We start from the raw sequence: 13017 nt of genomic DNA, 5'->3' as shown, positions 1-13017 counted from the left end.
ATTAGATCACAACGCCGCTGCATCAAAAAACTGCTTGGTCGACTTATCTTGTTTAGCACTGGCTTTGGCTAATAAGGCACTGTCGGTTTCGATGTTGGCTTGTGGGCCTTGTTCGGGATGTAACCCTAAACGACGAAATAAACTCATGTCATCATTTTCTTCAGGATTAGACGTCGTCAACAACTTGCAACCGTAGAAAATTGAATTAGCACCGGCAAAGAAACACATTGATTGCAGTTCATCACTCATGCTTTCACGACCTGCAGACAAGCGCACCCGCGACTTAGGCATAAGAATACGGGCCACTGCAATTGTGCGGACAAACACAAGTGGGTCAAGATCATCAATATTTTCAAACGGCGTTCCAGCCACTTTAACTAACATGTTAATAGGCACTGAATCTGGATGTTGTTCTAAATTAGCCAGTTGTTGTAGTAAACCTGCACGGTCAGTGGCGTCTTCGCCCATGCCAACAATCCCGCCCGAACAAACTTTCATCCCTGATGCTCGCACATTTGTCAGCGTATCTAAGCGGCTTTGATAAGTGCGAGTGGTGATAACTTCGCCATAATATTCTGGTGAAGTATCCAGGTTATGGTTGTAATAATCTAAACCGGCATCGGCTAATTTGCTGGCTTGTTCTGGCGACAACATGCCTAATGTCATGCAAGTTTCCATGCCTAAGGCACGGACATCTTGTACCATTTGAGTTAAATATGGCATGTCTTTGTCTCGCGGGTTACGCCAAGCGGCGCCCATGCAAAAGCGTGATGCACCAGCAGCTTTAGCGCTTTTAGCCTCAGTTAATACTTTTTCAATTTCAAGTAAACGTTCTTTTTCAAGGCCAGTATCGTAACGCGCGCTTTGTGGACAATATTTACAGTCCTCAGGGCATGCACCAGTTTTAATCGATAAAAGACGACTGATCTGCACTTCGTTAGGGTCAAACATCTCTCGATGAATGCTGTGTGCTTTAAATAATAAATCATTCATAGGCAACGCAAACAATGCTTCAATTTGTGCTTTTTTCCAATCCTGACGAACTTCAGCTAACGACATGGAGCATTCCTTTATTTTTATTTTATGTTGGCTAGGATACCCTGAGCCCGTAAACTGTCAACGCAGTAGCCACTTCACGCTTTACTAGCGGTTAAAAAACGAGCACATATAACTATGGCACTTTCCGACGTAAACAGCACTATCGATTACGCTTTCGATGCACAACATATTTGGCACCCTTACACCTCTATGACCCAGTCTTTACCTGTATATGGGGTGGTTTCAGCTCAAGGTTGTGAGCTGATTTTAGACAATGGCAAAGTGCTCATTGATGGCACAAGTTCGTGGTGGTCATGTGTGCACGGGTATAGTCATCCGACCATTGTCGCTGCAATGCAACAACAGCTTTCACAGCTTAGTCATGTGATGTTTGGCGGAATAACCCACCAACCCGCCATTGAAGCATCAAAACGTTTAGTGCAGATGACCAGCGCAAATTTAACCAAAGTATTCTTAGCCGATTCAGGCTCAATTGCGGTAGAAGTCGCATTAAAAATGGCACTGCAATATTGGCAAGGTCGAAACCAACCACAAAAACAACAGATCATGACCGTGAAAAACGGTTATCACGGTGATACCTTTGCCGCAATGAGCGTATGCGATCCAGACGGTGGCATGCACACCATGTTTGGCAATAATGTGACTAAACAAGTATTTATCCCTGCGCCAACGTCTAAGTTTAATGAACCGCTTAATCAAACGGATTCACTCGCTTTAGATGCTGCATTTGCTCAACATCACCATGATATTGCCGCCGTGATTATCGAACCCATCATGCAAGGCGCTGGCGGAATGCGTTTTTACTCCCCGGCTTATCTAACTAAACTTCGTCAACTGTGCGATCAATACCATGTACTACTGATCTTAGATGAAATTGCCACCGGATTTGGACGCACAGGCAAACTGTTTGCTTATGAGCATGCCAATATTGAGGCGGATATCATGTGTGTGGGTAAAGCCTTAACCGGCGGCTATATCAGCCTTGCTGCCACCCTGTGCAGTGACGAAGTTGCCAATGGTATTAGTGACTCACCTGCGGGTGTGTTTATGCACGGCCCCACATTTATGGGTAATCCATTAGCGTGCGCCGCGGCAACAGCCAGTTTAGATTTACTGCTTCAAGGTGACTGGCAACAACAAGTTAACGCCATTGAAACCCAACTCAAGCAAGAACTCGCAAGTGCGATTGATTTACCTCAAGTGAACGATGTCCGTGTGCTCGGTGCTGTTGGCATTATTGAAATGATCAATACGGTCAATACAGCCCAATTACAGCAAGCCTTTGTTGAGCTGGGCGTCTGGGTAAGACCGTTTAATAAATATATTTATCTGATGCCGCCCTACACCATCAATGCAGCGCAATTAAGCAAGCTGACTTCGGCGATGATCACCGTCGTAAAAGGCATTGATGCTACGCCAGTAACCGCTCAATTTATTAGTCACGGTTAATCACATTCAGCTAAATTATTTTTGTCAATGAGACACGTTTGTATCAGAGAAGGAGTTAACCTCAACTCGGGATAATCGGAGGGATAAGAGATGGGATGAATCGATAAAAATGGCGTTGTGTTAAGTATGCAATATCAAACTTGCCATTTTTTGCTAACGATCTGTTTGATAACTGTTTACTATCCCACCTTGGGTGAGTTACGCCCCACTTAGCGAAAAATCCAATCGTGCCAATAAAGGGCTTTTTAATGACGTTGTCGCGCAAAACATGCACCCGTTCTCCACTAGCTAATTCATCTTTTACTTGCAACTGCGACACTAATCAATATCCGCACCCTATTTGACCATGTTGACAAAAACGTCAGATATGGACACTCGGCATGTAACAGATATAGGCTGCTTTAGGCCAAAAGACTGTATCTAAAGTGAGTCTGCATCTTGTCTGTGTAGTCAAATGATTACTGGGTGCACACTGTAATGTTTCGCGTTACTGCCAGCCGAAAAATAACGTTCAAAAAAGTATAGCTACACGCTATTACCTTGTACCATCATCATAGCAAGCCTAAACGATACGCCTAAATAATTGAATAATTCTAATGTTTACTTTTTAACTAGACTAGAAATTAACGCCCGCAATGCGGCTGGTTTAACCATTTTCGCCATATAGTGATAACCGCGTCTTTCGACATCATCAACCAAATCTTTGTTGGTATTAGCGGTAATCAAGATCCCGGGTAAATGCTCACCATATCGGCTGCGGATGCCATTCATCGCATCAATACCATTTTGGTCATCATCTAAGTGATAATCAGCTAACATGATGTCTGGAGCAACGCCTTTAAGGCCTAATTTAATCCGTGCATCGGCAAGATCTTTGGCACAAATAACTTCACATTGCCAACGGCTTAATAACGACTCTAGCCCCGCGAGAATCGCCTCTTCATTGTCGATACATAAGACTTTAATTCCCGCTAAAGGCTGCAATAATGTCGGTAAAGGCTTACTGCTTATTTGACTTATCGTTTTGCCTATTGGCACGGAAATCGAGAATATCGAACCATGACCTAAGGTCGAACTCACATGAATTTGATGATCAAGTACCTTGCTAATCCGATCGGCAATCGCTAATCCTAATCCCAAGCCACTGACATTACGGCTACTGGGATGATTTAGACGTTTAAACTCTTTAAAAATTTCTTGTATATCAAACTCATTAATCCCACAGCCAGTATCTAACACTTGGATCTCGATAAAGTCACCTCGATGACGGCAACCGAATAAGACTTTACCGCCACGAGCATAACGGTAAGCATTGGTTAAAAAATTCTGCAAAACACGCCGTAATAATGATGGATCTGAGTTTACGGTCGCCGTAGAGGGCACCATCGAAAAAGAGATCTGACTGTCACTTGCCATCGCATCAAATTCAACCGACAAACCGTTAATCACCTCCGCAATGGCAAAATCGCGGCGATTAACTTCCACCATGCCCGAGTCGAGCTTAGAGATATCTAATAAATCGGTCAATAACTCGCCAGCTATTTTCAACGAACTATTCACATGGGTTAATGTCGTGCGGGCTTCGAGATCCAGATTAGGATATTGTGATAATGAGGCGGTAAATAATCTAGCCGCATTTAATGGCTGCATTAAGTCGTGGCCCACAGCTGCTAAAAAGCGTGTTTTAGACGCGTTAGCCAGCTCTTCCTGTGCTTTGGCTTCAAGTAATTCGCTGTTTGACATCGCCAGCTCATAGGTTCGCTCTTGCACGCGGCTTTCTAATGTTTCATTGGCTTCCAGCAAGGCTTTTTCTTGTAAACGATATTGAGTAATATCAGTAAAAGTCATCACAAAACCGCCGTCAGGCATAGGGTTACCTTGAATTTTAATCACCTTACCATCTTGGCGTTCACGCTCTGAAGTGTGAGGGGTGCCATTACGCATATGCTGTACTCGCACTGCGACTTGATCTTCAATATCTCCCGTACCACAAAAACCGCGCGAAGCATTAAACCGCACAATGTCAGCAATAGGCATACCTTGTTGTAAAAATCCTTCTGGATACTGATATAATTCTATATAGCGATAATTCCACGCAACTAAATTAAGATCTTTATCAACCACACTCATGCCTTCGTAAGCGTGTTCAATAGCGCCTCGCAACATATCCTGACTTAAAATAATTTTCGACGATGCTTCATCAACTAAACTAAAGACTTCATCAAGGCCCAAATCTCGGCCTTGCAGCACAGAATCCATCACTAATGAAGCACTTGATGCGCCCAAAACACCCGACAACATGTGTTCGGTGTGGGCGATTAATTCTTCAGGGGCCGTTTTGTACCAACTATCACTTTTAACCGCATCAGCCGAAAAACGGCTAAAGCTCTCATAAGCACGAGTGGGACTCACAAACCGGCTGGCCAAAATTAATAAATCTTGTTGCGAAATAGGCCCTTGACGTTTTTTAGAATCTTGCTTTGATGACCAAGGCTTTACAAAATTACTCGCTTGAATACGCTCTGCAACGCCGGCTCTAAACCAAATAGAACCCAGTACATAACAAAAGATATTCGCTAACAAGGCGATCAACGTATCACTAACATTTGGGGTTATCGAATTAAGTAAACCAAACTCGCCACCAATCAAACGAGCTTCACCGGCACCTTGAAGTAAAATAAAACACCACAGACTAAAGCCCACAGCAAGACCAAGATAGACGCCGGATCGATTACCATGCTTCCAATATAAACCGCCAACTAATGCAGGCGCTAATTGAGAAAAAGCGCCAAATGACATCATCCCCAAATGTGAAAGTGAATCTCTGTCGGTAAACAGTAAATAACTCAAATAACCAAAACCTAGAATCACTACTATGGATAAACGGCGTACATTTAACAATAATTGAGAAAACTGACTAAAGTTCTTTTCTCTAATTTGCCCAGTTCGCAGTAAAAATGGCACCAGCCATTCATTACTGACCATCACGCTGATGGTAACCACTGCCACAATGACCATTCCGGTTGCCGCAGACAAGCTGCCTAACAATGCAACAACGGCTAAGATCGGTTGGTCGAGCACCAGAGGTAAGTTGATGACATAGGTATCTGCTGACACAGTATCACCCAATATCACTTTGCCAGCTAACGCCAATGGCGCAACAAATAGACCAAACAAAGCCAAATAAATCGGAAAAATCCAACGGGCTTTTTTCAGCACATGTTCGCCACCACACTCAACCACCATCACATGGAACTGTCTTGGCATACACATAAATGCCGCCATACCGACAAAAAGCTCAGGGAGAAACGACTCTAAACGAATATGACTATTTTCAATTAATGCTTTATCAGATGCCTGTTGCCAAATATCACCAAAACCATCAAAAACACCGAAACTAATGACGACACCAACAGAGATAAATGCGGCGAGTTTAACCAATGACTCAAATGCAATCGCCACCATCATCCCAGGATTATGTTCGGTAGCATCTAATTTACGAGTACCAAATAAAATGGCAAAAATGGCTAACAACATGGTGATCAATAATGGCACCGCCACTGGACTCAGCGGGTTATCATCGGGTTGGAATAAATTAAGACTAAATACCATCGCTTTAAGCTGTAAGGCGATATATGGCATGATGCCAAATAATGCAATAAGGGTGACTAATGCAGCCAACAATTGCGACTTTCCATAACGAGCGGCAATAAAGTCGGCAACTGAAGTGATGTTTTGTGCTTTAGACACCACGACCATTTTTCGTAGCATGCCAAACCCAAGGGTGAACACCAATATTGGGCCAACAAAAATAGGTAAAAAAGACCACAAATCATTGGCAGACTGGCCTACTGTGCCTAAAAAACTCCATGAAGAGCAATACACAGCTAAACTGAGTCCATAAATCCATACTTGGACTTTTTGGTTTATTTTACTAAACCACCGCTCTGCGCCCCATGCCAAAATAAACAGTAGAGACACATAACACACCGCAATCACGGCAACGATTAAGGTTAAGTTCATGAAACGTCCGATATCACTTTATTGTTATTAAAAATCTGTTTTATTTTTATCTAAAACATCATGTATTGAACATAAAACAACCTACATAAGAGAATTGTTATAAATGATAGACTAACTCTGCAGCTTTCCTTGTTATATTAACACGTGCAACAGACTAAATATTAAGGATATTTTAAAAATAGACCAAGGTCTAATAGTGCAAACAGCCCGTTGCAGATGATACTTTAACTACGCCATTTTTAGAAAGGGAAGCCCTATGAGCTCGCAGTCTCTTTACAAAGTTCCTAGCGACATAGCGAACAACGCACTGGTTAATAACGATCAATATAAGAAAATGTACCAGGAGTCCATTGTTAATCCAGAAGGTTTCTGGAGAGAGCACGGCAAACGCATTGATTGGATTAAACCTTATACTAAAATCAAGAAAACGTCATTTGATGATCATAACCTATCCATAAATTGGTTTTATGACGGTACGCTCAATGCCTCTGCCAATTGTTTAGATCGTCACCTCGAAGAATACGGCGATAAGCTGGCCATTATTTGGGAGGGCGATGACGCCAACGAACAGCGCAAATTGACTTATGCAGAACTGCATAACGAAGTCTGTAAGTTTGCTAACGCGCTGCGCAGCCAAGGGGTAAATAAAGGCGATATCGTCACTATCTACATGCCTATGGTGCCTGAAGCTGCAGTTGCCATGCTGGCTTGCGCGCGCATTGGTGCAGTTCATTCAGTGGTATTTGGCGGCTTTTCACCAGACTCGATTGCAGCAAGGGTGATTGACGGTAAATCAAAAGTCTTGATTACCGCTGACGAAGGTGTTCGTGCTGGTCGTAAAATCCCTTTAAAACGCAGTGTTGATGAAGCGATATCAAATCCTGATGTAACTTGCGTCGAGAAGGTCATTGTATTTAAGCGAACTGGTGGTGACGTAGATTGGGTTGAAGGCCGAGATGTTTGGTGGCATTCACTCATGGAAGTCGCTTCAGAGTATTGCATACCAGCTGAAATGAATGCCGAAGACCCGCTGTTTTTGCTTTATACCTCTGGCTCTACTGGTAATCCTAAAGGTGTGCTGCATACCACTGGCGGTTATATGGTGTATGCCTCAATGACACATGAATACGTGTTTGACTATAAAGCTGACGAAGTATATTGGTGTACCGCTGATGTGGGTTGGATTACCGGCCATTCTTATATGGTATATGGTCCTTTTGCTAATGCCGCCACGGTATTAATTCATGAGGGCGTACCTAATCATCCTACACCTGCTCGATTAGGTGAAATGATCGACCGCCATAACGTCAATATTCTTTATACCGCGCCAACCTTAATTCGGGCATTAATGGCTGAAGGTAAAGAACCGTTTAACAGTTACAAAGGTGACTCATTGCGGATTATGGGCTCTGTTGGTGAACCAATAAACCCAGAAGCATGGCGTTGGTACCATGAAGTGGTTGGCCATGCAAACTGCCCAATCGTCGATACTTGGTGGCAAACTGAAACGGGTGGCATTTTAATCAGTCCACTACCAGGTGCAACAGATACAAAACCTGGCTCCGCAACGCGACCCTTTTTTGGTGTACAACCGGCACTGGTTGATAACATGGGTGATCTTGTAGAAGGGACGGGTGAAGGTAACTTAGTTATCCTAGATTCGTGGCCAGGACAAATGCGCACCGTTTTTGGTGATCACGACAGATTCGCCCTCACCTACTTCAAAACCTTTCGTGGTATGTATTTTACCGGTGATGGTGCTCGTCGTGATGAAGATGGCTACTATTGGATCACGGGCCGTGTAGATGATGTGATTAACGTTTCAGGACATCGCTTAGGCACCGCAGAAGTTGAAAGTGCGTTAGTGTCCCATGAACTCGTTGCTGAGGCTGCCGTGGTAGGTTATCCCCATGACATCAAAGGCCAAGGTATTTATGCTTATGTCACTTTGACTCGTGGTGTTGAACCGACTGAAGAATTACGTCAAGAGTTACGCCAATGGGTACGTAAAGAAATTGGTGCCCTTGCCACACCGGATCTTATCCAATGGGCCAGTGGTTTACCTAAAACGCGTTCGGGCAAAATTATGCGTCGATTCTTACGTAAAATTGCGGCTAACGAAGTAACCAACTTAGGTGATTCTTCAACATTGGCAGATCCAGCAGTCATAGATACGCTAATTGAATATCGTTTGAACAAAACGGAGTAATTGCTTCAACCATTGTCATTGATCTATCCACCCTGAGAAATCCTGACCAATTTCTCGTTTCGCCCCTCATTAGAGGGGCTTTTTTTTAAACTTAATATGAGATCCCGTCTGCGTTACTGTCTCCTAAGTAACTGATCTTCTGTTCACAATATAACACCGTTGTATGTTTATCGACTTCAGTCAAAGTCAATTCACTTTATGTAATATAGTTATATCAGCCATTGGCTATGTTAAGCTTTATAAAAACCAGATTAATACTATCGATAAATTGAAAGACTCATCCCCCATGCCCGTTAAAATCACTTTACGTGATTATCAACAACACTCCGTCGACGCTGCAATTGCTCATTTCAAGCAAAGCCAGCAATCAGCGGTGTTGGTTCTTCCCACTGGCGCGGGTAAAAGTATCGTGATTGCCGAATTAGCGCGTATTGCCAATGGCAACGTACTGGTATTAACTCACGTAAAGGAATTAGTCGCTCAAAATGCACAAAAAGTGGGCTTACTCACACAACAAGCAAATATTTACTCTGCTGGATTAAATCAAAAAAAAGCCAATGGCAAAACGGTGGTTGCCAGCGTCCAATCTGCCGCTCGGGCTTTGACAAAATTTACACAACCGTTTTCATTAGTCATTATAGATGAGTGCCACCGAGTCAGTAACGAGTCAACTAGCCAATATCAACAACTGCTCACACACCTTAAAGCACGTAATCCCGATATCAAACTACTTGGGTTAACCGCCACGCCTTATCGCCTTGGTGTAGGCTGGATTTATCGACTCCACTACCACGGGAAAGTGGGCAATACAGACACCCCCGTTTTTGATAAATGTATCTTTGAACTCCCAATGCGGCCATTAATTAACCAAGGATACCTCACCAAACCGATTATTTTCGATGGGCTGAGTGCCCAATATGACTTTAGCGCACTAGCCCCCCATGACAGCGGCGAATATCCGCAAATAGAAATAGACTCCTTGCTTCATCATCAAGGACGAGCAACCACCGCTATTATCAAACAAGTAAAACAACTTGCCGAACTCCGCAAAGGAGTGTTGATTTTTGCTGCCACAGTCAGGCATGCCAATGAAGTAATGGATCTTTTAGATAATGATGCCGCATTAATTACCGCTCAAACACCTCATGTCGAACGTGATGACATCATTGAACGCTTTAAGGCCCAACAACTCAAGTACATTGTTAACGTTGCCGTGTTAACCACAGGCTTCGATGCACCTCATGTTGACCTTATCGCCATATTACGACCTACTGCTTCAGTTAGCTTATTCCAGCAAATGATTGGCCGAGGTTTACGTTTGGCGCCGGATAAAACAGACTGCTTAATCATTGATTATGCCGCTAATGGCTATGATTTATTTTATCCAGAAGTCGGTCAAGTAAAACCCAATAGCAAATCAGTACCAGTTCAAGTGCATTGTCCTGTGTGTCAATTTGCCAATACCTTTTGGGGGATTGTTGATGGCGATGGCGATATTGTCGAACATTATGGCAGACGCTGCCAAGGATTAATCAATGATCAACAGCAGTGTGATTTTAGATTTAGATCAAAATCCTGTCCTGACTGTGGGGCTGAAAACGATATTGCAGCACGTATTTGCCACAGCTGCCAATCAACCTTGATAGATCCTGATAAACGGTTAAAGCAGGTCCTTAACGCACAGCATCATCATTTATTTAAATGTCAGCAAATGTTGTTGCACGACCACGATAGTAAGTTACTTATTCAATATATTGATATTGAAGGTAATGATTTTAAACAAACTTTTAGCTTTGAGACACCTGCGCAACGTAAAGCTTTTTATGCGGTGTTTGTTCTCAGTCATACTCGCACTCCAGGCCTGCGTCATCCTCAATATAACAAGGTAGTAGATGTATTGGCGGATCAAACTCGATTTAGAAAACCTGATTTATTATTGTTGAAGAAAAATAAACATCGCTGGGATTTAGTCGACTCATTTTTTGACTATCAAGGCAAATATAAAATCGATATGAGTTAAAACAAAATTAATTGGGTTGAATTACCATTTGAAAAATACTTATGGTATAAAATGCCCATATCATTAAACAGGAGTCACCATGTTTGTAGTTATTTTTGGCCGCCCAGCTTGTCCATTTTGCGTTCGTGCTGTGGAACTATCAGAAAAGTTAGCCGCACAAAGTGAAGATTTCAAATTTAAATATATCGATATTCATGCTGAAGGTATCACTAAAGCTGATTTATCAAAAAGTGTAGGTAAAACAGTAGAAACCGTTCCACAAATCTTTATTGATGAAAAGCCTATTGGTGGTTGCACCGAATTCGAAGCTTATATTCGTCAAAACAATCTACTCAATTAAGTTTTATTTCTTAAAAGTAACAAGGCAACCTATTTGGTTGCCTTGTTATTATTCGCTCTAATGCTAAATCTAAATGGCATATTTCGCTGAAAACAGAATGCGATTTAAGTCACCATCGAAACCGTCTTCACGCTCATTCAAAGCATACATATATTCAACCCCAAATGTCACTGGCTTTGAAGGTGAGAACAATAAGTTAACATAGCTAGAATAGGCCTCTTTGTTAACTGAGCCACCAGTAAGGGCTACATCATTATCTGCGCTAAAACCTGAGAATGTCACACTAGAACGCCATTGCTCTGACCACCAGTGACGATACGACACAAATCCACCAAAGGATTTAATCGCTTGAATTTCACCGTTTGAATCAAGTACGCCTGCATTGGCATAATTTAGCGCCATGTAACGACCTAGTCCCTCACCGTAAGTAGCCGTAAACTTAAGATCATCTTTACCAACAGGGATAACACCAGCAAAACTGACGCCATAGCCCAGCTCAGAGGTATCGTATACGGTAGTACCGACAACTTGCTCTAAATCTATTTGCCTTACAATCGCAGCAAGCGAAAGTGCAGAACCATTTGCAGTACTAAAGTTATAACGACCGACAACATCAGGTACAACCCCACTACCACTGGTAATTCGACCACCACCACCTAATGGCGTGACTGTCGTTTCGGGATTTTCAATCGAGAATTGCCAATTACCACTGGTATATCTAAGTAGTGATTGTCTAACAAACGGTGTTCCTTCAGCCGCACCAACAAAGTCTAAGTTCTCAGGTAAAGCGCCTGGATTTTGAAAAGTAGTCCACGTTTGTCCTACAGTCCAATTGTCATAACTCATAAATGCATGACGTATGCGTGGAGAATAGCTGTTAGAAACTCGTTCGTTACCATCAGTATGTGTCAAAAAATCCAGTTCAATAAAACCAGTTAGTTTATGCCCTTCAACATCGGTAACGGTTTTAAAATTAAAACGTGACTCACGAGCTTGAAAATCGACAACTTGCTTACCATTTCCAGTTGTCCCGTAAATAGTGCCTGGCACATAAAACTGACGAGACAATGAACCTGAGTCAGGCGCCCCGTTGCCATAATCACTAAACATCACATCTGCTTTAATATAACCACCAAAAGTCATTTCAGTAGCCGCCTGAGCACTCCCACTCATAGTCAATAAAGCGCCAGCAACATAAAGACTTATCTTTTGTTTTTTCATTATTATCTCCCTATTTATATTGTTCTAATCCTAATTAATATGAGCTAATTAACAAGCATGCAACATTAGCAATAAGTCTATGAGACAAAAGTAAACAAGTATTACCTTAACAATCAAAGCCCACACATTTGCATTATGCGTGTGATAAAAGCATATAAAAATGCAACAAAGAGATATAGAAAGTCAGCTGATTATGTAAAGTGTTTTATTTGAATTTAATCAGCTATTTAGGAATTAACTCAGAAGTAATAATAAATAGCGGGTAGTGAAGGAAGGGGCCGAAACTTCGACTCATGGATTATAAGCCAACTGTATCTATTGATTTAACAAAGAGGAACTGAGCTAACGACCCATCTTGGTTTTGCAATAACCGCTATTCTTACTGGAACAAAGCCAACTGTCGGCGTTTAAAAGCCTGTAGAACTAATGGCTAGTTTTAGCCTATGAGAGATGTTGAATGGTTGGATTATCTGGACGTTTAAATTGGGGAGATATAAAAAAGTGGTGGGTCGTGAAGGATCCGAACCTTCGACCAATGGGTTAAAAGCCAACTGCAGCTATTGATTTAACAAAGAGGTACTGAGCTAACGACCCATCTTGGTTTTGCAATAACCGCTATTCTTACTGGAACAAAGCCAACTGTCGGCGTTTAAAAGCCTGTAGAACTAATGGCTAGTTTTAGCCTATGAGAGATGT

General features: G+C 42.3%; 8 protein-coding genes and 1 tRNA gene. 4 read left to right on the top strand and 5 right to left on the bottom strand.

The window, feature by feature from the left end:
- Nucleotides 1-6 precede the first annotated feature (6 nt).
- Entirely contained in the window at nucleotides 7-1059 is a 1053-nt protein-coding gene (gene bioB / locus AAEZ00_RS09630; RefSeq protein WP_124013789.1) for a biotin synthase BioB, read from the bottom strand.
- Between the two features lie 114 nt (nucleotides 1060-1173).
- Here bioB and bioA point away from each other — a divergent pair, with 114 nt between their 5' ends.
- The gene (gene bioA, locus AAEZ00_RS09625; protein ID WP_124013790.1) at nucleotides 1174-2508 is read left to right on the top strand and encodes an adenosylmethionine--8-amino-7-oxononanoate transaminase; all 1335 of its coding nucleotides are present in this window, start codon (nucleotides 1174-1176) and stop codon (nucleotides 2506-2508) included.
- A gap of 61 nt (nucleotides 2509-2569) precedes the next feature.
- Here the strand turns inward: bioA and AAEZ00_RS09620 are convergent, their stop codons facing one another.
- Both AAEZ00_RS09620 and AAEZ00_RS09615 read right to left on the bottom strand, forming a co-directional pair.
- Complete coding sequence (locus tag AAEZ00_RS09620) at nucleotides 2570-2827, bottom strand: hypothetical protein (protein WP_351088606.1); 258 nt, start codon at nucleotides 2825-2827, stop codon at nucleotides 2570-2572.
- Nucleotides 2828-3108: 281 nt separating this feature from the next.
- The gene (locus AAEZ00_RS09615; RefSeq protein WP_124013791.1) at nucleotides 3109-6531 is read right to left on the bottom strand and encodes a hybrid sensor histidine kinase/response regulator; all 3423 of its coding nucleotides are present in this window, start codon (nucleotides 6529-6531) and stop codon (nucleotides 3109-3111) included.
- Nucleotides 6532-6787: 256 nt separating this feature from the next.
- Here AAEZ00_RS09615 and acs point away from each other — a divergent pair, with 256 nt between their 5' ends.
- The 3 genes from acs to AAEZ00_RS09600 all read left to right on the top strand — a co-directional run bounded on the left by acs (nucleotide 6788) and on the right by AAEZ00_RS09600 (nucleotide 11100).
- Complete coding sequence (acs, locus tag AAEZ00_RS09610; protein ID WP_124013792.1) at nucleotides 6788-8740, top strand: acetate--CoA ligase; 1953 nt, start codon at nucleotides 6788-6790, stop codon at nucleotides 8738-8740.
- Between the two features lie 286 nt (nucleotides 8741-9026).
- Nucleotides 9027-10760, top strand: coding sequence for a DNA repair helicase RadD (radD, locus tag AAEZ00_RS09605; RefSeq protein ID WP_124013793.1), 1734 nt, complete (start codon nucleotides 9027-9029; stop codon nucleotides 10758-10760).
- Nucleotides 10761-10839: 79 nt separating this feature from the next.
- Nucleotides 10840-11100: a GrxA family glutaredoxin gene (locus AAEZ00_RS09600; RefSeq protein ID WP_101030581.1), complete on the top strand. Its 261-nt coding sequence runs from the start codon at nucleotides 10840-10842 to the stop codon at nucleotides 11098-11100.
- 69 nt (nucleotides 11101-11169) lie between these two features.
- On the opposite strand, the gene AAEZ00_RS09595 is transcribed toward AAEZ00_RS09600, so the two are convergent.
- The gene (locus AAEZ00_RS09595) at nucleotides 11170-12321 is read right to left on the bottom strand and encodes a DcaP family trimeric outer membrane transporter (protein WP_351074292.1); all 1152 of its coding nucleotides are present in this window, start codon (nucleotides 12319-12321) and stop codon (nucleotides 11170-11172) included.
- Nucleotides 12322-12823: 502 nt separating this feature from the next.
- Nucleotides 12824-12915: transfer RNA gene (locus AAEZ00_RS09590), tRNA-Lys, on the bottom strand.
- Nucleotides 12916-13017: the final 102 nt, after the last annotated feature.

It is taken from the genome of Shewanella sp. S1-49-MNA-CIBAN-0167, from assembly GCF_040310145.1.
Lineage (GTDB): Bacteria > Pseudomonadota > Gammaproteobacteria > Enterobacterales > Shewanellaceae > Shewanella > Shewanella psychromarinicola.
This window is presented reverse-complemented; position numbering and strand designations above follow the sequence as displayed.